The sequence below is a fragment of the Stenotrophomonas sp. GD03819 genome, assembly GCF_029841665.1.
Lineage (GTDB): Bacteria > Pseudomonadota > Gammaproteobacteria > Xanthomonadales > Xanthomonadaceae > Stenotrophomonas > Stenotrophomonas geniculata.
In genome coordinates this window covers 1-20348 of the sequence record NZ_JAOCEW010000056.1, presented here as the reverse complement: position 1 = coordinate 20348, position 20348 = coordinate 1, and the positions used below count along the sequence as shown (strand labels likewise).

Below are 20348 nucleotides of genomic sequence, written 5' to 3'. Positions count from 1 at the left end.
TCAGAACCAACGCTGGAACAGTTCCACCGTATAGCCCACCAGCTGCCCCGAACTGAAACCGAAGAATGCGATCGCTGCCAGCGCCGCGATCCAGTTGAACAGCATCAGCGCGCCATCGCGTTCCAGCAGCGCCAACGAGAACAGCAGCAGCTGGAAGCCGAACAGGAAGTTGGTGAAGGGAATCGGCAGCGACAGCAGCAGGCCCAGCAACACCAGCAGCAGGCCGCTGAAGGCGTGGGCGGGCAGCGGTGTCAGCAGTTGCGGCATGCGCGGTTTCAGCATCTTGTCCAGGCGCCGAAGCGGGCGGTCGATGCGGTCCAGGAAACGGTGCATGGTGCCGCGCTTTGGCCCGCGGCGGGCGATGAAGCCCGGCAGCCAGGGGCGGCGCAGGCAGCACAGCATCTGCAGGCCGATCAGGATCACCAATGGACCGCTGACCGCGCCGCCCATGCCCGGAATCGGAATGAACGAGGGCAGGATCGCCACGAACAGGAACACGCCGAACGCGCCCTGCTGCAGGTTGCACAGGATCTGGCCCAGCGGCATGTGCTCGGCCGGATCGCCGGAGGCGAACATCTCCAGCAGGGTGCGGATGCCCTCGTTGCGGTAGGCCGGGCGCTGGGCGCCCGGGCCCTGGCCGGCCTCAGGCGGTGAGCTCATCGGCCTGCTCGTCGGACAACGTGCGCAGCAGCAGCTTGTCCACCCGCGCACCGTCCAGGTCGACCACTTCGAAGCGCCAGCCGGCCCAGTCGAAGTACTCGCCCGCGTGCGGAATGCGGCCGAAGTAGTGGATGCACATGCCGGCCAGCGTGTAGTAGTCGCCGTCCTCGGCGTCGGGCAGGTCGTTGCTGCCGATCAGTTCGCGCACGTCTTCGATCGGCAGTGAGCCGTCCACCAGCAGCGAGCCGTCCTCGCGGGTCACCACCAGCGCATCTTCGTCGGCGTTCTCCACCGCCTGCAGGCGGCCGACCACGGCACCCATCAGGTCACTGATGGTCACCAGGCCCTGGATCTCGCCGTACTCGTCCACCACCAGCGCCATCGACTGCTGTTCCTCGCGGAAGATCTCCAGCAGCTTCATCGCGTGGGTTGATTCGGAAACGTACAGCGGTTCCCGCAGGGTCTGGAACAGCGCGTTGTCGCCGCGCGCCATGCGCGTGGCCAGCGATTTCAGTTCGAGCACGCCGACCACGTCCATGTCGTTGTCGCGGTACACCGGGTACCGCGAGAACTCGTGCTCGGCCATGATTTCCAGGTTGCGCTCCAGCCCGGCCTGGGTGTCGAGCCAGGCGATGCGGTTGCGCGGGGTCATCAGGCTGTCGGCGGTGCGGTCGCCCAGGCGCATCACGCGGTTCATCATGTCGCGCTCGTGGGCGTCGATCACCCCGGCCTCGTGGCTCTCGGCCACCAGCATGCGGATCTCTTCTTCGGTCACCGAGGCGACTTCATCCTTGCCCAGGCCGAACAGCCGCAGGACCAGCTGGGTCGTCTTGGACAACAGCCAGACGAAGGGCAGGGCCAACCTGGCCAGCCAGCTCATCGGCATGGCGACCAGGCCGGCAATGGCCTCGGAGCGGGTCAGGGCCAGGCGCTTGGGAACCAGTTCGCCGAAGATCAGCGTGATGAAGGTGATCAGCGAGACCGCCAGGGCGGTGCCTACCTCGCGCGCGTACGCAAAGCCGGGCATCAGGCCCTGCAGCCAGCCGGCGATCGCGTCGCCGATCGCATCACCGCCGAGGTAGCCGGTCAGCACGCCGATCACGGTGATGCCGATCTGCACGGTGGACAGGAAGCTCTCCGGCTTCTCCGACAGCTCCAGTGCCTTGGCGGCGCGCTTGGAGGTGGCGGCCATCTGCTTCAGGCGGCTCTTGCGCGAGGTCATGACCGACATCTCGGACATGGCGAAGAAGCCGTTCAGGAGAACCAGCGCGAAGACAATCAGGATCATTTCAAACACGGGCATCGTCCCCGGTTGGTGGCAGGGAGGGCGGGTGCTTGCGATGGCGGCTGGCGCTCAGGAACAGGGTCCGGCGCGGCGCAGGGGGATAAGGGTCGTCGTCCATAAGGTGCGCCCGAGGGCGCGCTGGCATCTTAGCAAAGGGGCGTGGCAGGGTGGCAACCGCCTGTTCAGGTTGGGGGCTCCAGAGCCCCGAAAGGGTACGGGGATACCCGTGATGGTCATCTAGCCGTCATAATTCCGTCTGGTGCCGTCCTTCCCGCGACGGCTGACAGGTTTCTCAATGTTCTCTCTGCAGACCATTTTCGGTTCCGGCAAACAGTTCTACACCCTGCTTGATGAGGCTGCCGTCGCGGCCTCCGACGCCGCCAAGGCGCTGCATTCCATGCTGCGCGAGGCCGACCGCCAGCCCGCGCTGGACGCCTTCAAGCTGGCCCGCCTGCGCGAGCGCGCGGCCTCGGACAAGATCAGCCAGGCGCTGGTAGACAGCTTCATGACCCCGATCGAGCGCGAAGACATCGAAGCGCTGGGTTCGGCCCTGTACAAGATTCCGAAGCAGATCGAGAAGTTCGCCGATCGCTATTCGCTGGCCACGACCCACCTGGAGCACATCGACTTCGCGCCGCGCGCGGCGATGCTGGAACAGGCTGCCGGCGTGGTGGTGGAGATGGTCGCCGACCTGCGCCACATGAACCTGGACCGGATGACCGCGCTCAACGAGAAGCTGCGCTCGCTGGAGAACGAGGCCGACCGCCTGATGCTCGAGCTGTACCGCGACATCTATTCCGGTCGCCTGGACAACCTGCAGATGTTCCTGCTGAAGGAATTCTTCGAGATCCTGGAAAAGGCCATCGACCGTTGCCGCGAGGCCGGCGTGGTGGCGTACCAGATCGTGTTGAAGAACAGCTGACGGACGCCGCCGCATGTTGACCCTTGTCCTGGTGGTGATCCTGGCCGCGCTCGTTTTCGAGTTCATCAACGGCTTCCACGACACCGCCAACTCCATTGCCACCGTGGTGGCGACCAAGGTGCTCTCGCCCGGCTGGGCGGTGATGCTGGCCGCCTTCATGAACCTCATCGGCGCGTTGACCGGTACCGCGGTGGCGCTGACCATCGCCTCGGGCCTGCTCAACACCAACGTGGTCGACGTCACTCCGCAGGTTATCCTGTGCGCCCTGCTGGGCGGCATCATCTGGAACCTGATCACCTGGTGGAAGGGCCTGCCGTCCTCGTCCTCGCACGCCCTGATCGGTGGCCTCTGCGGCGCCGGCCTGGCTGCGGCCCACAACAACTGGGACGCCCTGATCTGGTCCGAGCGGCTGGGCAGCTGGGCGCAGAACAAGGGCCTGCTGTGGAAGGTGTTCGTGCCGATGATCACCTCGCCGATCGCCGGCTTCCTGCTCGGCATCGTGGTGATGGTGCTGCTGTGGGCGCTGATCGCCGGCCTGGCCAAGATCGGTGGTGCCATCGGCCGCCTGGCCCGCCCGCGCATCGTCAACGCGTTCTTCGGCAAGGCGCAGATCGCCTCGGCGGCCTACATGGGCTTTGCCCACGGCCACAACGATGCGCAGAAGACCATGGGCATCATCGCCATGACACTGATCGGTGCAGAAGCCACCGGCGCACTGAACGACCTGCCGTCCTGGCTGGCCTTCATGCACCCGGATGCGCATGCCGGTGACGGCATCGCGATGTGGATCGTGCTGACCTGTGCGGTGGTGATGGCTGCCGGTACCGCCTCGGGTGGCTGGAAGATCATCAAGACCCTGGGCCACAAGATGGTCAAGCTGCACCCGATCCACGGCTTCGCCGCGGAGACCAGCTCGGCCACCATCCTGACCCTGGCCGCCCACTTCGGCATGCCGGTCTCGACCACGCACAGCATCTCCACCGCGATCATGGGCGTCGGCTTCGCCAAGAACCCGCGCTCGCTGAAGTTCGGCGTGATCGAACGCATCGTCTGGGCCTGGATCCTGACCATCCCGGCAGCAGGCGGTTGTGCGTACCTGATCCTGAAGCTGTTCGAGCTGGTCGGCTGGACCTGATCTGCACGCACACGTTGCACAAAAAAAGCCCGCCGTATTCCGGCGGGCTTTTTTCATGGGCAGATCATTCTTCCGTATCAAGCGTGTCGACCAAGGTCGACACCCACCAGAGCAGTGCACGACGCCGTTCCGACAGTTCGCGGAGATCTGTCGAAGGCGGGGCGGGGCCGGTTGTGGGGGTGTCCGCGGCATGGATGCCGCGGCCAAGCCCCCAGGGACGGGTTTACGGCGTCCCCCGCAACCGGCCCCACCCCGCCCAACCACGGAAAGCCCGCTTTTGCCGTTGCCGTTGATTCGGCGGGTGCCGGGCCGCAGGCCCGGCCGAACCCCTCAATTACGCTGGAACAGCGCCTGCACATCCTTGCGGAACGCCGCCTGGCTGTCGGCCCGGCTGTAGAACATGTGCCCACCCGGATAACTACGCACCTGCACCCGGTCCGGATTGCTGCCCATCGCCGGCATCTGGTCCACCGTCAGGATCGACCCCATGAACGGGCACGACAGGTCGTTCCACCCATGCACGATCAGCACCTGGAGGTGCGGGTCGATCGCCACCGCCTGGCGCAACTGGGTCACCGCGCCCTGGCGCAGCTCGCCGTTGCGGTCCCACAGCCGGTTCACGTCGTAATTCAGCGCCTGGTAGCGCGCATCCACCTTCCAGCCGACCACGCGCGTCACGAAGTCGACCATCGCCGTGGTGGTCGGTGCAATGATGCTGTCCAGCAGCGGATCATTGGCGCGCTGCTCCGGATCATTCGGGAACGGATCGAACGCGGTCACGTTCGAGTCGTAGCGGCTGCCCAGCGTGCCCTTGTCGCGGAACACCTCACGCAGATAGGCCTGCGTCTCCAGGCGGCCACCGGCGCGGCGCACGAACTGCGGGTCCAGCCCGGTCAGCTCGGTTACCCGGTGCAGCATCGCCTCGGTCGCCTGCGGGTCGCTGCGGCCCTTCATCAGCGCGGTGGCGTAGTCGCCACGGGTGTACTCCACCACGTCACGCATCGCTGCATCCGTCAGCTTGCCCTGGCGCTCCAGGTGCGCTGCAGCGATCGACGGCAGCGTCTGCATCCACGCCATCGGCGAGACATCGGCGTTGTCTTCCAGGGTCGGGCTCAGGTAGGGCGAGACCAGCACCAGGCCGTTCATCGCCACGCCCAGCCGGGTCTGCAGGAAGTGGGTGATGCGGGGGCCACGGTAGCCACCGTAGCTCTCGCCGGTCAGGTACTTGCGTGCGCCCATGCGCTGGTTGCGCAGCAGCCAGTCGTAGATCGAGCGCGACAGGTATTCGATGTCAGCGCTGGGGTTGTACAGCTGCTTCTTCGCTTCGTCATCGCCGATGCGCGCGCGGCTGAAGCCGGTGCCCACCGGATCGATGAACACCAGATCGGTGAAGTCCAGCCAGGTGCCGGGGTTGTCGTGCAGGGTGGCGGGTGCCGAGGCGCTGTCACCCTCCGAACCAAAGGTGACCACCTTGGGTCCGATTGCGCCCATGTTGAGGTAGACCGACGATGCACCCGGGCCGCCGTTGAGCGCGAAGGTCACCGGCCGGTCCTTGCCCGGCATCGTATAGGCGGTGAACACCACATCGGCGATCACCTTGCCTTTTGCATCACGCACCGGCAGGGTACCGACGGTGGCGGTGTAGTCCAGGGTGCGGCCCGCCAGGCGCATGCTCTGGCGGGCCGAGGCATCGGCGGGCAGCGCAGTCGCTTCGGTCTTGTCGTCTTTCGGATCGGCCTTGGCCTCGGCGTCAGGCGCGGCCAGCACGCTTGCAGGGGCGATGAGCAGGCCGACGCAGAGCGCGGCAGTATGCAGCAGGGACTTCATGGCACCGGATTGGCAGCGGAAGGGGGTTCCGATGCTAGGCCGGTGGCGGGCATGCCGTATGTGTCCAAAGGCATGGCCGCGCGTCGAGGCCGCCACTGGCCAGATTGGGTCAAGCGGGCAGAGGAGTGCGCACGTCGTCGTCGGCCAGCAGGCCGTATACCGCCGAATCGGACAGTTCGCCCTGGATGCGCCAACGCTGGCGCAGCACGCCCTCCAGGTGAAAGCCCAGCCGTTCAAGCACGTGTGCCGAGGGCCGGTTGCGCGGGTCGACTTCGGCTTCCACGCGATGCAGGTGCAGGGTCTGGAACAGGTAGTCCAGCAGGTGCTGAAGCGCTTCGTGCATGTAGCCTTGGCCCTGCCTGTCGGGGGCCAGCAGGTAGCCGATCTCGGCACGTGCGGCATCGCGGTCCAGGGCGAACACCACGCAGATGCCCAGCAACGGTCCGTCCAGCGTTTCGCGCACGGCCAGCTTGAGCTGGGTGCCGGTGGCCTGTGCGGCCAGGTCATCGTCGATCTGCGCACGCGCCTCGGCCGGTCGTGTCCACGCCGGGTGGTTCCAGAATCGCATCACGTCCGGATCGGACTGGATCGCGAACAGGGCGGCCGCATCGTCGCGGCGGATCGGGCTCAGGACCAGGCGTGCGCTGTGCAGCGGCAGGCCCGGGAACAGCAGCGAGTGGCTGGCCAATACGATGATCCACGCGGATGGACGCGCATTATGGCGCTGCCGGGTTTGCCGATGGGGGCGGGATCTCTGTAGAGCCGAGCCGATGCTCGGCTGCCCGGCACGGCGCGGAATGCAGCCGAGCGTGGGCTCGGCTCTACAGGAGGGCTGCGGGAGTCAGACTTCCAGCGAAGCCAGGTCGCCCTTCGACTCCAGCCAGCCCTTGCGGTCGGATGCACGCTTCTTGGCCAGCAGCATGTCCATCAGCGAGCGGGTCTGCTCGCCGTCGTCCACGGTCAGCTGCACCAGGCGGCGGGTGTCGGGGTGGATGGTCGACTCGCGCAGCTGTGGCGGATTCATCTCGCCGAGGCCCTTGAAGCGGGTGACGTTGATCGCACCCTTGATCTTCTCGCGTTCGATCTTGTCCAGCATCGAGCGCTTTTCTTCCTCGTCCAGGGCGTAGAACACCTGCTTGCCCACGTCGATGCGGAACAGCGGCGGCATGGCCACGAACACGTGGCCGGCATCGACCAGCGCCGGGAAGTGCTTGAGGAACAGCGCGGTGAGCAGGGTAGCGATGTGCAGGCCGTCCGAGTCCGCGTCGGCCAGGATGATGACCTTGCCATAGCGCAGGCCGGCAATGTCGTCCTTGCCCGGGTCGCAGCCGATGGCCACGGCCAGGTTGTGCACTTCTTCCGACGCCAGCACGCTGTTGGAGGACACTTCCCAGGTATTGAGGATCTTGCCGCGCAGCGGCAGGATCGCCTGGAAGTCCTTGTCGCGCGCCTGCTTGGCGCTGCCGCCTGCCGAGTCACCCTCCACCAGGAACAGCTCGGTGCGCGACAGGTCCTGGCTGATGCAGTCGGCCAGTTTGCCGGGCAGGGCCGGGCCTTGGGTGACCTTCTTGCGGACGACCAGCTTTTCGGTCTTCAGGCGCGCACTGGCGCGTTCGATGGCGATCTGGGCGATCTTCTCGCCCAGTTCCACGTTCTGGTTCAGCAGCAGGCTGAAGGCATCGTGGGCGGCGCCTTCGATGAAGCCAGCAGCCTGGCGCGAGGACAGGCGTTCCTTGGTCTGGCCGCTGAACTGCGGGTCGGTCATCTTCAGCGACAGCACGAACGACACGCGGTCCCACACGTCTTCCGGGGCCAGCTTGACGCCACGCGGCAGCAGGTTGCGGAAGTCGCAGAACTCGCGCAGCGCCTCGGTCAGGCCGGTACGCAGGCCGTTGACGTGGGTGCCGTGCTGGGCAGTGGGAATCAGGTTGACGTAGCTTTCCTGCACCAGCTCGCCTTCCGGCAGCCAGGCCACGGCCCAGTCAACAATTTCGGTGTCCTTCTTCAGGTTGCCGACGAACAGCTCGGCCGGCAGCATCTCGCGATCGCCCAGTTCCAGCTTCAGGTAATCGCGCAGGCCGTCTTCGTAGTACCAGGTATCGACTTCACCGGTGGCTTCGTCGGTCAGCTTCACGGTCAGGCCCGGGCACAGCACGGCCTTGGCGCGCAGCAGGTGCTTGAGCGCGCGCACCGCGAACTTGGGCGTGTCGAAGTACTTCGGGTCGGGCCAGAAGCGCACGCGGGTACCGGTGTTCTTCTTGCCGACGCTGCCGACCACTTCCAGCGGGGTGGCACGGTCGCCGTTGCGGAAGGTGATGCGGTGTTCGGCACCTTCGCGCTTGATGTGCACTTCCACCAGGGTCGACAGCGCGTTGACCACGCTGACGCCGACGCCGTGCAGGCCGCCGGAGAAAGTGTAGTTGTTGTTGCTGAACTTGCCGCCGGCGTGCAGGCGGGTGAGGATCAGCTCGACGCCCGGGATCTTCTCTTCCGGATGGATGTCCACCGGCATGCCGCGGCCGTCATCGCTGACCTCCACGCTGCCGTCCTTGTACAGGGTGATCTCGATCGAGCGGGCGTGGCCGGCGAGGGCCTCGTCCACCGAGTTGTCGATCACTTCCTGCGCCAGGTGGTTCGGGCGCGCGGTGTCGGTATACATGCCGGGACGGCGCTTGACCGGGTCAAGGCCGGACAGGACTTCAATATCGGCGGCGTTATAACGGGCGTTCATCTGTCTTCGAAAGCTTGGAGCGACGGGCAAGTGTGGGGTCTGGCACGGGATTTTGCACGCCTGCGGTTCAGTCTCGGCGACGCAGAGGGGGTAAAATGGCAGCCGCTGGAATCTGAACGCCGGCGACCCCCGTTGGGTCGAAACATCCAAGCCGTACCGCGAGGAGGACCTCATGAAGAAGTTGCTGACCATTGCGATCCTGGCCGCTGCCGCCGTTGCGGTGCCGCTGGTGATGGCGCAGAACGCCGGCCAGCCGGCCCCGCAGCAGGGTGACCAGGCCGACAAGGCACAGGCCGAAGCCGATGCCAAGGCCAAGCGCCGCGCCCAGGCCAATGCCGAAATGAAGGCGCAGGGCCAGCCGGCCCCGCAGCAGGAAGAGGAAGAAGAGGCGAGGAAGAAGAAGTAATCCTTCCGCCCTCTGAAGCCCTTGCCGCAAGGGATTCGCCCCCCGACGCCCCGCCCAGCGGGGCGTTTCTTTTGGGTGATGGCCGCAACTGCCTCTTGGGTTGGCGGCCATCAATCTGTAAACTACGGCTTTCCGGGAGTAAGTGCGTGTCCACCCTTTGCGAATGGGCTGGCACGACCATGCGTGGTCGCCAGCAATGCGGGTCGCAGGTGACGGTCGATATGACCGGCACGGCCGCCCCGACCTCGCAGGGTGGTCCCCGTCCGGCGCCTGCCGCCGCACGGCCCAGCACCTCCCTCGCTGCCCCAGCGAACCGGAAAACCCCCTTCAAGCTCCATGCCCGCCCTCGGGGTGCGCGTGGTGCTGCCGTTTTCCATTTCCAGACAGGATGCTTGCAGCCATGACTCCCTTGATTTTCGTAACCGGCGGCGTGGTGTCCTCGCTCGGCAAAGGCATTGCCGCTGCGTCACTGGCCGCCATTCTCGAAGCCCGTGGCCTGAAGGTCACGATGATGAAGCTCGACCCGTACATCAACGTCGACCCGGGCACCATGAGCCCGTTCCAGCACGGTGAGGTCTACGTCACCGACGACGGCGCCGAGACCGACCTCGACCTGGGCCACTACGAGCGCTTCGTGCGCACCCGCCTGAGCCGCAAGAACTCGGTCACCACCGGCCGCATCTACGAGAACGTGATCCGCAAGGAGCGCCGCGGCGACTACCTGGGCGCGACCGTGCAGGTCATTCCGCACATCACCGATGAAATCCGCCGTTGCATCGACGAAGCCACCGAAGGCTACGACGTGGCGCTGGTCGAGATCGGCGGTACCGTCGGCGACATCGAGTCGCTTCCGTTCCTGGAGGCGATCCGCCAGGTGCGCACCGAGCGTGGCCCGGAGAAGGCGCTGTTCATGCACCTCACCCTGGTGCCGTACATCGGCGCCGCCGGTGAGCTGAAGACCAAGCCGACCCAGCACTCGGTGAAGGAACTGCGCTCGATCGGCATCCAGCCGGACGTGCTGCTGTGCCGCTCCGAGCAGGCGGTGCCGGATTCGGAGCGCCGCAAGATCGCCCAGTTCACCAACGTTTCCGAGCGCGCGGTGATCAGCGTGCCGGACGTGGACGTGCTGTACCGCATTCCGTCGGGCCTGCACGCGCAGGGCCTGGACGAAATCGTGGTCAACCAGCTGAAGCTGGCCGACAAGGCCGGTCCGGTCGATCTGTCGATGTGGGAAGACGCGGTCGACGCCACCCTGCACCCGTTGGACGAAGTGACCATCGCCGTAGTCGGCAAGTACGTGGACCATCAGGACGCCTACAAGTCGGTCGGTGAAGCACTCAAGCATGGCGGCCTGCGCCAGCGCACCAAGGTCAACCTGAAGTGGCTGGAAGCACAGGACCTGGAAGGCACCGACATGGCCGCACTGGCCGATGTTGACGGCATCCTGGTGCCGGGTGGCTTCGGTGACCGTGGTTTCGAAGGCAAGGTGCAGACTTCGAAGTTCGCCCGCGAGCAGCACGTGCCGTACTTCGGCATCTGCTACGGCATGCAGGCGGCCGTGGTCGATTACGCGCGCAACGTGGTCGGCCTGGAGGGCGCCAACAGCACCGAGAACGACCGCCAGTCGCCGAACCCGGTGATCGGCCTGATCACCGAATGGCGTACCGCCACCGGCGATGTCGAGAAGCGTGACGACAAGAGCGACCTGGGTGGCACCATGCGCCTGGGCCTGCAGGAGCAGCGCCTGAAGCCGGGCACGCTGGCCCGCGAGCTGTACGGCAAGGACGTGGTCGCCGAGCGCCACCGCCACCGTTACGAGTTCAACAACCGTTACCGCACCCAGCTGGAAGACGCCGGCCTGGTGATCGCCGGCAAGTCGATGGACGACACCCTGGTGGAAGTGGTTGAGCTGCCGCGCGATGCGCACCCGTGGTTCCTGGCCTGCCAGGCGCACCCGGAATTCCTGTCCACGCCGCGTGACGGCCACCCGCTGTTCATCGGTTTCATCCGTGCCGCGCGCGAGCGCAAGGCCGGTGGCAAGCTGCTTTCCGAAGCGCGCGCCTGACTTGTGAATGGGGGCTTCGGTCCCCATCCTGCATGCTTCAACCCCCAGCGCACCGGCCCGGCCGGTGCTGCGGACAACAAGGAAACGCCATGAAACTGTGTGGATTCGAGGTCGGGCTGGACCAGCCCCTGTTCCTGATCGCCGGCCCCTGCGTAATCGAGTCGATGCAGCTGCAGCTGGATACCGCCGGCAAGCTGAAGGAGATCACCGACAAGCTCGGCGTCAACTTCATCTTCAAGTCCAGCTTCGACAAGGCCAATCGCACCTCGGGCACCGCATTCCGCGGCCCGGGCATGGAAGAAGGCCTGAAGGTCCTGGCCGAGGTCAAGAAGCAGATCGGCGTGCCGGTGCTGACCGACGTCCATGAGTACACCCCGATGGACGAAGTGGCCTCGGTGGTGGACGTGCTGCAGACCCCGGCGTTCCTGGTCCGCCAGACCGACTTCATCCGCAAGGTGTGCTCGGCCGGCAAGCCGGTCAACATCAAGAAGGGCCAGTTCCTGGCGCCGTGGGACATGAAGCCTGTCGTGGAGAAGGCCAAGGCCACCGGCAACGAGCAGATCATGGTCTGCGAGCGCGGTGCCAGCTTCGGCTACAACAACCTGGTCAGCGACATGCGTTCGCTGGCGGTGATGCGCGAGACCGGTTGCCCGGTGGTGTTCGACGCCACCCATTCGGTGCAGCTGCCGGGCGGGCAGGGCACCAGTTCTGGTGGCCAGCGCGAGCACGTGCCGGTGCTGGCCCGTGCTGCCGTGGCGGTGGGCATCTCCGGCCTGTTCGCCGAGACCCATCCGGATCCGTCCAAGGCACTGTCCGATGGCCCCAATGCGTGGCCGCTGGACCAGATGGAAGCGCTGCTCGAGACCCTGATGGAGCTCGACGCGGTGACCAAGAAGCACGGCTTCTCGCGCTTCGCGTGAGTCGTGACCCGTGGCTGGCGCTGGAATCCCAGCGCCGCCGCCGGCACTGGAAGCAGTGGCCGTGGGGCTTGATCGCACTGGCCCTGGCCGTGCTGTTCACCGTGGGCATGTTCGGGCTGGTGCTGATCGGCGCCGCATCCGTGCGGCCACCGGGTGATGGTGGCAGCGCGCTCAATCTGCGCGCGTACTTCATTGCGCTGATGGTCGCGGAGTTGGTGGCGGCCGTAGGCTGCATCACTGCCGCTGTGCTGGCCTGGCGGCTGAATCGCGGCAAGGTGGCCGCTGGGCTGGCGATCATCCTGCTCTCGCTGTGGCTGGGCGCCCTGTTCTACGGATTGCTTTGATGAATACGACCACATCGGCGCGCGGCTGGCCCTGGGGCCTGATCGCCCTGGGGCTGTCCGTGTTGACCTGGATCGCGCTGGTGGTGGGCGTGCTGGCCTTCACCGCGGGTTTCCGGCCGCCGGGGGACGGAGACAACGGCGTGCAGGCCACGCAGTGGTGGTTGCTGGGCGCGCTGGTCACGATGGCGCTGTCCTTCCTGGGCAGTCCGGTGGCGATGGTGCTGGCTTGGCGACGGCGGCGTGGCCCCATCCTGGCGGCGATTGCTGGTGCGTTGCTGGTGATGCTGGTATCGATGGTCCTGATCGTGATCGGGTCCAGCTGGGGCTGAAGCCGCCTGCGCCATTTGGCAAGTGGCGGGCAGCCGGGGATAATCACGCGGCATTCGTTTTGTCGCCCCCTCTCCAGACAGGTAACCGGCCCGACCATGAGTACGATCCGCAGCATCCACGCCCGTGAAATCCTCGACAGCCGTGGCAACCCCACGCTGGAAGCCGAAGTCATCCTGGAGGACGGTTCGTTCGGTCGTGCCGCGGTTCCCTCCGGCGCCTCGACCGGCACCAAGGAAGCGGTCGAGCTGCGTGACGGCGACAAGACCCGTTACCTGGGCAAGGGCGTGCGCAAGGCCGTCGACAACGTCAACACCACGATTGCCGCCGCGCTGAAGGGCGTCGAGGCCACCGACCAGGCCGGCCTCGACCGTCGCCTGATCGACCTCGACGGCACCGAGAACAAGGGCCGCCTCGGCGCCAACGCACTGCTGGGTGTTTCGATGGCCGCCGCGCACGCCGCTGCCGCATCGAGCAAGCAGGCGCTGTGGCAGTACCTGGCCGCCAAGACCGGCGTGACCCCGTCGCTGCCGGTGCCGATGATGAACATCATCAACGGCGGTGCGCATGCCGACAACAACGTCGACTTCCAGGAGTTCATGGTGCTGCCGGTCGGCTTCACCTCGTTCTCCGAAGCGCTGCGCGCCGGTACCGAAATCTTCCATTCGCTGAAGTCGGTGCTGAAGGGCCACGGCCTGAGCACGGCGGTCGGCGACGAAGGCGGCTTCGCGCCGGACTTCCGCAGCAACGTCGAAGCGCTGGACACCATCCTCGAAGCGATCGGCAAGGCCGGCTACACCGCCGGTGAAGACGTGCTGCTGGGCCTGGACGTGGCTTCCAGCGAGTTCTTCGAGAACGGCAAGTACAACCTGGTCGGCGAGAACAAGCGCCTGACCTCCGAGCAGTTCGTCGACTTCCTCGCCGACTGGGCCGCGCAGTACCCGATCATCACCATTGAAGATGGCCTGGCCGAGAACGACTGGGCCGGCTGGAAGCTGCTGACCGACCGCATCGGCAAGAAGGTGCAGCTGGTCGGCGACGACCTGTTCGTGACCAACCCGAAGATCTTCCAGGAAGGCATCGACTCGGGCACCGCCAACGCGATCCTGATCAAGGTCAACCAGATCGGTACCCTGAGCGAAACCCTGGAAGCGATCGCCATGGCCGATCGCGCCGGCTATGCCGCCGTGGTCTCGCACCGTTCGGGCGAAACCGAAGACACCACCATCGCCGACATCGCCGTGGCCACCACCGCCACCCAGATCAAGACCGGCTCGCTGTGCCGCAGCGATCGCGTGGCCAAGTACAACCAGCTGCTGCGCATCGAGGAAGCCCTCGGCGCCGGCGCGCGTTACGCCGGTCGTGACGCGTTCGTTTCGCTGAAGCGCTGAGCCGATGCGCGACTGGCGCTGGATGCTGCTGGTGCTGGCCCTGCTGCTGGGCTGGCTGCAGTACCGCTTCTGGTTCGGTCCGGGCAATTCGGGCGAAGTGATGATGCTCGAAGCCCAGGTCACCAACCAGGAGCGGGACAATGAGGGCCTGCAGCAGCGCAACGATGCGCTGGCTGCCGAAGTGAAGGACCTCAAGGAAGGCCAGTCCGCCATCGAGGAACGCGCGCGCAGCGAGCTGGGCATGATCAAGCCCGGCGAGAAGTTCTACCGCGTGGTCGAGGATGCGCCGGTGCATCCGGCGCAGCCTGCGGCAGGTGTCAGCGCGCAGGTCGGCGAGCACCCGGCGGACGTGCCATGAGTGCGGCGATCTGGGTCGTGGTTCCGGCTGCTGGCCGTGGCACCCGCTTCGGCGCGCCGTTGCCCAAGCAGTACCTGCAGGCAGGTGGACAGATCCTGCTCGCCCATACCCTGGACGCCCTGCTGGCGCACCCGGCTGTGGCCGGTGCGATGGTGGTGATCGGCCAGGACGACGCCGACTGGCCGGGCTGGAACGAGTGGGCGGGCAAGCCGGTGCTGACCTGTGTCGGGGGGGCGACCCGTGCAGCCTCGGTGCTGGCCGGGTTGCAGGCGCTGCCGGAGTCGGTGCGCGCCGATGAGTTCGTGCTGGTGCATGACGCAGCCCGACCGAACCTGTCCCTGGCCGATCTCGGCCGCCTGCTTGAAGTCGGCCGTGCCGACCCGGTTGGCGCGATCCTGGCCGCCCGGGTGCGCGACACCCTCAAGCGTGCGGGTGACGACGGTGGCATCGACGGCACCGAGCCGCGCGAGCGCCTGTGGCGCGCACTGACCCCGCAGCTGTTCCGTCGCCATCAGCTCAGCCGCGCGCTGTCCGAAGCTGCCGCCGCCGGTGTTGAAGTCACCGACGAGGCCATGGCCATGGAGCGCCAGGGCCAGCGCCCGCTGCTGGTGGAAGGCAGCGAGGACAACTTCAAGGTCACCACCCCGGCCGATCTGGACCGGTTCGAATTCGTACTTTCCCGCCGCGCCAGCTGATTGCCCGCGCGGCCCTGCTGCAAGGGTTGCATCCATGAGCACCGCACCTTTCCCGCCCGTCCGCATCGGCCAGGGCTATGACGTCCATGCCTTCGGTGAAGGCGATCACATCATGCTCGGTGGCGTGAACGTACCGCACAGCTGCGGCGTGCTCGCACACAGCGACGGCGACGTGATCCTGCACGCTCTGTGCGACGCGATGCTGGGCGCACTGGCGCTGGGTGACATCGGGCAGCATTTCCCGCCAAGCGACAGCCGCTGGAAGGGCGCCGACAGCAGTGATTTCGTGCGCCACTGCGACAGCCTGCTGCGTGAGCGTGGCTGGCGTGTCGGCAACACCGACATCACCGTGATCTGCGAGCGGCCCAAGGTCGGCCCGCATGCGCTGGCCATGCGTGAGCGCATCGGCGAGCTGCTGCAGTTGCCGCTGGATGCGGTCAGCGTCAAGGCCACCACCTCGGAAAAGCTGGGCTTCACCGGCCGTGGTGAAGGCATCGCCGCGCAGGCCGTGGTGCTGCTGGTGGCCGCATGATTCCCCTGCCGCTTGCATTCGGTGCGCCATTGCTCACAGCGCGCATCCGCACCACGCCGGACGATTTCCAGGTGGACGAACTGCCGGCCTTCGAGGCCACCGGCGAAGGTGAGCACCTGCTGCTGCACATCCGCAAGCGCGGCGCCAACACCGTGCATGTGGCCAAGGTGCTGGCCAAGTGGGCCGGCCTGCCGGAAATGGCGGTCAGCTACGCCGGCATGAAGGATCGTCACGCGGTCACCACCCAGCGTTTCAGCGTGCACCTGCCCAAGCGCATTGCGCCGGACCTGGCCGAGTTGGCCAGTGATGAGATCGAAGTGCTTGAAGCGACCTGGCATAACCGCAAGCTGCAGCGTGGCGCACTGGCCGGCAACCGTTTCAAGCTGGTGTTGCGTGAAGTGCAGGGCGATGCCGCAGCGATCAGCGAACGCCTGCAGCAGGTTGCCGAGCGCGGCCTGCCGAACTGGTTCGGCGAGCAGCGCTTTGGCCGCGACGGCGGCAACGTACCGGCGGCACTGGCGATGTTCGGTGGCCGCCGCATGCGCAAGGATCAGCGTTCGCTGCTGCTGTCGGCCGCGCGTTCGGCGCTGTTCAACCGCGTGCTGGCCGCGCGCGTGGAGCAGGGCAACTGGGATCAGCCGCTGGAGGGCGAAGTGTGGATGCTCGATGGCAGCCGCAGCGTGTTCGGACCCGAGCCGTACACCGACGTGCTGGCCGAGCGCCTGGCGCGTTTCGACATCCATCCCAGCGCGCCGCTGTGGGGCGAAGGCGAGCTGCGCAGCACCGATGCGGCACGCGAGCTGGAGCTGGCCGCGCTGGACGACGAAGAGTCGAAGGCACTGCGGGCCGGCTTGGAAGACTCGCGCCTGAAGCAGGAGCGCCGCGCGCTGCGCCTGCGCCCGGCGCTGCTGCAGCACCAATGGCTGGCCGATGACGTGCTGGAGTTGTCGTTCGCGCTGCCGCCGGGCTGCTACGCCACCGCCGTGCTGCACGAGCTCGGCCCCGTCGAAGACGCCTCGCAGGCCTGACAGAAAAAGGGGACGGAGGCGAAGAGCATCCACGCATGGCGTGGATCTACTTTCCTCCGCTCACCACAGTAGATCCACGCCATGCGTGGATGCGTTACCTCACCGCCGTGCCAGCAGCACCAGTACCGCGCCGGTGCCGCCTTGTCCGGTCGGCGCCGAATGGAACGCCAGCACGTCGTTGCGCAGCCGCAGCAGGCGATCGACCAGGTTCTTCAGTACCGGTGCACCGCCATCGGACTGCAATCCCTTGCCGTGGATGATGCGCACGCAGCCATAGTCGTGTGCATGCGCTTCCAGCAGGAACTGGCGCAGCAGCGTCTCCGCCTGCGCGGCGGTGGCACCATGCAGGTCCAGCTCGTCCTGCACCGAATACTGGCCACGCTTGAGGCGCTGGAACAGGCGCGGTGGCAGGTTGTCGCGGCGATAGCTGGCCACGTCGCCGGCTTCCAGCGGCGTGCTGTCGCGCAGCAGCCGGGCGAACTCGCCGGCGGCTTCGGCCTCGTCACGTTCGGCCATGCGCGCGCGCGGCTTCGGCCGGGGCGCAGCCGGTGCCGGCTCGGCATCCTTGCGCAGCGGCGTCACTTCGCCGATGGCTGCACGGAACAATGCGGCCGGATCTTCGTCTTCAGGGTGCGACATGCGCACAGGGTAAACCGCCGGCGCAGGTCTGCCTATGACGGTTCGATGTCGGCCGTGACCGCCGGCAGGGTAGGACCGGCGGCTCGCATGCGGCACAATAGACGATGCCCTTGCAGGGTCGACGGCTTCCGCAGGGGAGTACGACGGTCCCGCCCACACTGCACGGTGATGGAATCGAATTCTTGGAAAATCAAGCGGTTAAATCGAAGATGCGAATCCTGGTCAGTAACGACGATGGCGTCGACGCCGCAGGCATCCGGATGCTTGCTTCGGTGCTGCGCGAGGCCGGACACGAAGTCACGGTGGTGGCACCCGACCGCGATCGCTCCGGCGCCAGCAATTCGCTGACCCTGGACCTGCCGATCCGCCTCAAGCGCATCGACCATTACACCGTCTCGGTGGCCGGCACCCCGACCGACTGCGTGCACCTTGCGCTGACCGGGCTGCTCGAGTTCGAACCCGACATTGTCGTGTCCGGCATCAACAATGCCGCCAACCTCGGCGATGACGTGATCTATTCCGGCACCGTCTCGGCGGCGATGGAAGGTCGCTTCCTCGGCCTGCCGGCGGTGGCGGTCTCGCTGGTTACCCGCAACCATGATCCGAAGCACTTCGAGACCGCCGCGCGCGCCGCGGTGGAGATCGTCGCCCGGCTCAAGGCCGATCCGTTGCCGGCTGACACCATCCTCAACGTCAACGTGCCGGACCTGCCGTGGAGCGAGGTCAAGGGCTTCGAGGTCACCCGCCTGGGGAACCGCCATCGCGCCGAAGGCTGCATCGCGCAGAAGGATCCGCGCGGCAACGAGGTGTACTGGATCGGCCCGGCCGGTCGTGAGCAGGACTCCGGCCCCGGCACCGATTTCCATGCGGTGCGCACCGGCCACATCTCCATCACCCCGATCCAGGTCGACCTGACCCGCTACCAGGCACTGGAGAAGGTGGCCAGCTGGGTTGGCGGCCTCAGTGCGGCGCTGGACCAGCCGGCATGAGCCCACGCCTGCGCCTGCAACCGGAAGCCGTCGGTATCGGCATGACCTCGCAGCGCGTGCGTGACCGCCTGGTCGACCGCCTTCGCGAAGCCGGGATCGTCGACGAGCCGACCTTGAACGCGATCCGGGTGGTGCCGCGCCATCTGTTCATCGACGAGGCACTGGCCTCGCGCGCGTATGAAGACACCGCGCTGCCGATCGGCCACGGCCAGACCATCTCGCAACCCTGGGTGGTCGCGCGGATGACCGAGGCGGTGCTCCAGGTCGCGCCGAAGCGGGTGCTGGAAGTCGGCACCGGTTCCGGTTACCAGGCCGCCATCCTCGGTGCGCTGGGCCTGGAGGTCTACACCGTGGAGCGCATCGGCGATCTGCTGCGCCAGGCCCGCAAGCGCTTCCGTGCGCTGGGCATGAACATCCGCACCAAGCATGACGACGGCCGCGTCGGTTGGGCCGAGCACGGTCCGTTCGATGCCATCGTGGTCACTGCAGCGGCGCCGGCACTGGTCGACGCCCTGATCGAGCAGCTGGCCGATGGCGGCCGCCTGGTGGCGCCGGTCGGTGGCCCCGGGGCGCAGTCGCTGGTACAGCTGGATCGCAAGGCCGACGGCAGCATCGAACAACACGTGCTGGCGCCGGTCACGTTCGTGCCGCTGCTGTCTGGCATGCTCGACTAATCCACGGAGCAGGGTTGCATGAAGATTTTCGGGCCGCTGTACGAGCGGGCGATGAAGTGGGCGGCGCACGAACGCGCGCCGACCTACCTGACGGTGTTGAGCTTCTTCGAGGCGATCATCTTCCCGGTGATGCCGGAGGTGATGCTGGCGCCGATGTGCGTGGCCCAGCCCAAGCGCGGCTGGTGGTTCGCCACCCTCAGCCTGGCCGGCTCGATGGTCGGCGCGCTGGTTGGCTATGCACTGGGTCATTACGCCTTCGAGGCGATCAAGCCGCTGTTCGAAGCGCTGGGCATGCTGCCGGCGATCGAGCAGGGCATCATCACCGTGCAGGCGAAGATGGCCGAGTCGCCCTGGGCGGTGTTCACCTTCCTGGTGCTGGGCGGCTTCATGCCCATCCCGATGAAGGTCTTCACGTGGGCATCGGGTATCGTCGGCGTACCGATGCCGCAGTACCTGCTGAGCATGCTGATCGGTCGCGGCAAGCGCGTGTTCGTGCTGGCTGCGGTCATCCGTATCGGTGGTGCGCGTGCCGAAGCGGCACTGCGTCGCTGGATTGAACCGCTGGGCTGGATCGCCACCGCGCTGGTGGTGGTGCTGATCGCCTGGCTTGTATGGAGGTCGAAGTTCGCATGAGTCCTGATCGTCAGAGCAAGGGAGTGCGCATCGGCGCGCTGGCGTTGCTGGTTTCCACCCTGGCCGCCTGCGGCACCGCCACCGTGGTCCGCCCGGGTGGTGGCAGCACCGCCAGTGGTGTGACCACGCCGAAGACCTCGGTGCCCAAGCCCGGGCAGACCGTGGTGGTGCGCAAGGGCGATACCATCTATGCGCTGGCCCGCATCCATGACATCACCCCGGCCGACCTGATTGCCTGGAATCGTCTGGACAACCCGTCGACCATCTACCCCGGCCAGGTGATCCGCCTTTATCCGCAGGGGGCCACCAGCGGCCGTGCGCCGACCACGGTGGTCACCCCGCCGCGCTCGGGTGGCAGCAGTGGCGGCAGCACCGCGCCGGCCCCGGCGCCGGTCGGGCCGGTCAAGAGCAACATCGCCTGGCGCTGGCCAGCCGATGGCGCGATCGTCGGCCGCTACGTGGCCGGTGATGCGACCAAGCAGGGCGTGGACATCGCCGGCACCAGCGGCCAGGCGGTCAAGGCCACCGCCAATGGCGTGGTGGTGTATTCCGGCGCCGGCCTGGTCGGCTACGGTGAACTGATCATCATCAAGCACAGTGACCAGTGGCTGTCGGCCTATGGCCACAACCGCAAGCGGCTGGTGAACGAAGGCCAGAGCGTGAAGGCCGGTGAGCAGATTGCGGAAATGGGCCGTACCGGTGCGAACCGCGACATGGTCCACTTCGAGATTCGTTACAACGGCAAGCCGGTCGATCCGCAGCAGTATTTGCCGGCACGCTGATCACC

The 20348-nt window shown here is 66.6% G+C and carries 22 protein-coding genes; 16 read left to right on the top strand and 6 right to left on the bottom strand.

What is annotated here, in order from left to right:
• Both N5D45_RS21545 and N5D45_RS21540 read right to left on the bottom strand, forming a co-directional pair.
• Window positions 1-660 (bottom strand): exopolysaccharide biosynthesis protein, encoded by a 660-nt coding sequence (locus tag N5D45_RS21545; protein WP_010486010.1) that lies wholly within the window; start codon window positions 658-660, stop codon window positions 1-3.
• Window positions 644-1948, bottom strand: coding sequence for a hemolysin family protein (locus tag N5D45_RS21540; protein ID WP_032952709.1), 1305 nt, complete (start codon window positions 1946-1948; stop codon window positions 644-646). Before N5D45_RS21540 ends, N5D45_RS21545 begins: the two co-directional genes overlap by 17 nt.
• Window positions 1949-2240: 292 nt before the next feature.
• Between N5D45_RS21540 and N5D45_RS21535 the strand changes: the two genes are divergently transcribed.
• Window positions 2241-2867, top strand: coding sequence for a DUF47 family protein (locus tag N5D45_RS21535; RefSeq protein ID WP_004152833.1), 627 nt, complete (start codon window positions 2241-2243; stop codon window positions 2865-2867).
• A gap of 13 nt (window positions 2868-2880) precedes the next feature.
• A complete protein-coding gene (locus N5D45_RS21530) occupies window positions 2881-4002 on the top strand; it encodes an inorganic phosphate transporter (protein ID WP_019338433.1) in 1122 nt (373 codons plus the stop codon).
• Between the two features lie 330 nt (window positions 4003-4332).
• On the opposite strand, the gene N5D45_RS21525 is transcribed toward N5D45_RS21530, so the two are convergent.
• The 3 genes from N5D45_RS21525 to parE form a co-directional block, all read right to left on the bottom strand.
• Window positions 4333-5829 (bottom strand): S10 family peptidase, encoded by a 1497-nt coding sequence (locus N5D45_RS21525; RefSeq protein ID WP_279939600.1) that lies wholly within the window; start codon window positions 5827-5829, stop codon window positions 4333-4335.
• A 109-nt stretch (window positions 5830-5938) separates the two neighbouring features.
• A complete protein-coding gene (locus N5D45_RS21520; RefSeq protein WP_010486002.1) occupies window positions 5939-6517 on the bottom strand; it encodes a GNAT family protein in 579 nt (192 codons plus the stop codon).
• Window positions 6518-6670: 153 nt separating this feature from the next.
• Entirely contained in the window at window positions 6671-8560 is a 1890-nt protein-coding gene (gene parE, locus N5D45_RS21515; protein ID WP_019338185.1) for a DNA topoisomerase IV subunit B, read from the bottom strand.
• A gap of 172 nt (window positions 8561-8732) precedes the next feature.
• Between parE and N5D45_RS21510 the strand changes: the two genes are divergently transcribed.
• From N5D45_RS21510 to truD, 10 genes are all read left to right on the top strand, one after another.
• Window positions 8733-8966 carry a hypothetical protein gene (locus N5D45_RS21510; RefSeq protein ID WP_057502986.1) on the top strand — a complete coding sequence of 78 codons (234 nt, stop codon included), beginning with the start codon at window positions 8733-8735 and terminating at the stop codon, window positions 8964-8966.
• Between the two features lie 400 nt (window positions 8967-9366).
• A complete protein-coding gene (locus N5D45_RS21505) occupies window positions 9367-11031 on the top strand; it encodes a CTP synthase (RefSeq protein WP_019338186.1) in 1665 nt (554 codons plus the stop codon).
• 89 nt (window positions 11032-11120) lie between these two features.
• Window positions 11121-11951, top strand: coding sequence for a 3-deoxy-8-phosphooctulonate synthase (kdsA, locus tag N5D45_RS21500; RefSeq protein ID WP_010485995.1), 831 nt, complete (start codon window positions 11121-11123; stop codon window positions 11949-11951).
• Window positions 11948-12295 carry a hypothetical protein gene (locus tag N5D45_RS21495; protein ID WP_057502985.1) on the top strand — a complete coding sequence of 116 codons (348 nt, stop codon included), beginning with the start codon at window positions 11948-11950 and terminating at the stop codon, window positions 12293-12295. Before kdsA ends, N5D45_RS21495 begins: the two co-directional genes overlap by 4 nt.
• Entirely contained in the window at window positions 12295-12624 is a 330-nt protein-coding gene (locus N5D45_RS21490) for a hypothetical protein (RefSeq protein WP_057502984.1), read from the top strand. Before N5D45_RS21495 ends, N5D45_RS21490 begins: the two co-directional genes overlap by 1 nt.
• A 96-nt stretch (window positions 12625-12720) precedes the next feature.
• Window positions 12721-14013: a phosphopyruvate hydratase gene (gene eno, locus N5D45_RS21485; protein WP_049455326.1), complete on the top strand. Its 1293-nt coding sequence runs from the start codon at window positions 12721-12723 to the stop codon at window positions 14011-14013.
• Window positions 14014-14017: 4 nt separating this feature from the next.
• Complete coding sequence (gene ftsB / locus N5D45_RS21480; protein ID WP_134958214.1) at window positions 14018-14371, top strand: cell division protein FtsB; 354 nt, start codon at window positions 14018-14020, stop codon at window positions 14369-14371.
• Window positions 14368-15066, top strand: a complete 699-nt coding sequence (gene ispD / locus N5D45_RS21475) for a 2-C-methyl-D-erythritol 4-phosphate cytidylyltransferase (RefSeq protein WP_164193945.1) — start codon at window positions 14368-14370, stop codon at window positions 15064-15066. The genes ftsB and ispD overlap by 4 nt, the downstream gene beginning before the upstream one ends.
• A gap of 34 nt (window positions 15067-15100) precedes the next feature.
• Window positions 15101-15598, top strand: coding sequence for a 2-C-methyl-D-erythritol 2,4-cyclodiphosphate synthase (gene ispF, locus N5D45_RS21470; RefSeq protein WP_043402123.1), 498 nt, complete (start codon window positions 15101-15103; stop codon window positions 15596-15598).
• Entirely contained in the window at window positions 15595-16626 is a 1032-nt protein-coding gene (truD, locus tag N5D45_RS21465; RefSeq protein WP_279939597.1) for a tRNA pseudouridine(13) synthase TruD, read from the top strand. The genes ispF and truD overlap by 4 nt, the downstream gene beginning before the upstream one ends.
• Window positions 16627-16725: 99 nt before the next feature.
• Here the strand turns inward: truD and N5D45_RS21460 are convergent, their stop codons facing one another.
• Entirely contained in the window at window positions 16726-17265 is a 540-nt protein-coding gene (locus N5D45_RS21460; protein WP_049435943.1) for a Smr/MutS family protein, read from the bottom strand.
• 209 nt (window positions 17266-17474) lie between these two features.
• On the opposite strand from N5D45_RS21460, the gene surE reads away from it, so the two are divergent.
• The 4 genes from surE to N5D45_RS21440 are packed head-to-tail and all read left to right on the top strand — an operon-like array spanning window position 17475 to window position 20343.
• A complete protein-coding gene (gene surE / locus N5D45_RS21455) occupies window positions 17475-18254 on the top strand; it encodes a 5'/3'-nucleotidase SurE (RefSeq protein WP_010485979.1) in 780 nt (259 codons plus the stop codon).
• A complete protein-coding gene (locus N5D45_RS21450; protein WP_279939596.1) occupies window positions 18251-18928 on the top strand; it encodes a protein-L-isoaspartate(D-aspartate) O-methyltransferase in 678 nt (225 codons plus the stop codon). Before surE ends, N5D45_RS21450 begins: the two co-directional genes overlap by 4 nt.
• 18 nt (window positions 18929-18946) lie before the next feature.
• Window positions 18947-19561, top strand: coding sequence for a YqaA family protein (locus N5D45_RS21445; protein ID WP_043402113.1), 615 nt, complete (start codon window positions 18947-18949; stop codon window positions 19559-19561).
• Window positions 19558-20343 carry a peptidoglycan DD-metalloendopeptidase family protein gene (locus N5D45_RS21440; protein WP_279939594.1) on the top strand — a complete coding sequence of 262 codons (786 nt, stop codon included), beginning with the start codon at window positions 19558-19560 and terminating at the stop codon, window positions 20341-20343. Before N5D45_RS21445 ends, N5D45_RS21440 begins: the two co-directional genes overlap by 4 nt.
• The last annotated feature ends 5 nt before the right edge of the window (window positions 20344-20348 follow it).

What these genes read in the sequence shown, in the direction of transcription:
- N5D45_RS21545 (WP_010486010.1), bottom strand. Translation starts at nt 660, where the DNA reads ATGAGCTCACCGCCTGAGGCCGGCCAGGGCCCGGGCGCCCAGCGCCCG.
- N5D45_RS21540 (WP_032952709.1), bottom strand. Translation starts at nt 1,948, where the DNA reads ATGATCCTGATTGTCTTCGCGCTGGTTCTCCTGAACGGCTTCTTCGCC.
- N5D45_RS21535 (WP_004152833.1), top strand. Translation starts at nt 2,241, where the DNA reads ATGTTCTCTCTGCAGACCATTTTCGGTTCCGGCAAACAGTTCTACACC.
- N5D45_RS21530 (WP_019338433.1), top strand. Translation starts at nt 2,881, where the DNA reads ATGTTGACCCTTGTCCTGGTGGTGATCCTGGCCGCGCTCGTTTTCGAG.
- N5D45_RS21525 (WP_279939600.1), bottom strand. Translation starts at nt 5,829, where the DNA reads ATGAAGTCCCTGCTGCATACTGCCGCGCTCTGCGTCGGCCTGCTCATC.
- parE (WP_019338185.1), bottom strand. Translation starts at nt 8,560, where the DNA reads ATGAACGCCCGTTATAACGCCGCCGATATTGAAGTCCTGTCCGGCCTT.
- N5D45_RS21510 (WP_057502986.1), top strand. Translation starts at nt 8,733, where the DNA reads ATGAAGAAGTTGCTGACCATTGCGATCCTGGCCGCTGCCGCCGTTGCG.
- N5D45_RS21505 (WP_019338186.1), top strand. Translation starts at nt 9,367, where the DNA reads ATGACTCCCTTGATTTTCGTAACCGGCGGCGTGGTGTCCTCGCTCGGC.
- kdsA (WP_010485995.1), top strand. Translation starts at nt 11,121, where the DNA reads ATGAAACTGTGTGGATTCGAGGTCGGGCTGGACCAGCCCCTGTTCCTG.
- N5D45_RS21490 (WP_057502984.1), top strand. Translation starts at nt 12,295, where the DNA reads ATGAATACGACCACATCGGCGCGCGGCTGGCCCTGGGGCCTGATCGCC.
- eno (WP_049455326.1), top strand. Translation starts at nt 12,721, where the DNA reads ATGAGTACGATCCGCAGCATCCACGCCCGTGAAATCCTCGACAGCCGT.
- ftsB (WP_134958214.1), top strand. Translation starts at nt 14,018, where the DNA reads ATGCGCGACTGGCGCTGGATGCTGCTGGTGCTGGCCCTGCTGCTGGGC.
- ispD (WP_164193945.1), top strand. Translation starts at nt 14,368, where the DNA reads ATGAGTGCGGCGATCTGGGTCGTGGTTCCGGCTGCTGGCCGTGGCACC.
- ispF (WP_043402123.1), top strand. Translation starts at nt 15,101, where the DNA reads ATGAGCACCGCACCTTTCCCGCCCGTCCGCATCGGCCAGGGCTATGAC.
- truD (WP_279939597.1), top strand. Translation starts at nt 15,595, where the DNA reads ATGATTCCCCTGCCGCTTGCATTCGGTGCGCCATTGCTCACAGCGCGC.
- N5D45_RS21460 (WP_049435943.1), bottom strand. Translation starts at nt 17,265, where the DNA reads ATGTCGCACCCTGAAGACGAAGATCCGGCCGCATTGTTCCGTGCAGCC.
- surE (WP_010485979.1), top strand. Translation starts at nt 17,475, where the DNA reads ATGCGAATCCTGGTCAGTAACGACGATGGCGTCGACGCCGCAGGCATC.
- N5D45_RS21450 (WP_279939596.1), top strand. Translation starts at nt 18,251, where the DNA reads ATGAGCCCACGCCTGCGCCTGCAACCGGAAGCCGTCGGTATCGGCATG.
- N5D45_RS21445 (WP_043402113.1), top strand. Translation starts at nt 18,947, where the DNA reads ATGAAGATTTTCGGGCCGCTGTACGAGCGGGCGATGAAGTGGGCGGCG.
- N5D45_RS21440 (WP_279939594.1), top strand. Translation starts at nt 19,558, where the DNA reads ATGAGTCCTGATCGTCAGAGCAAGGGAGTGCGCATCGGCGCGCTGGCG.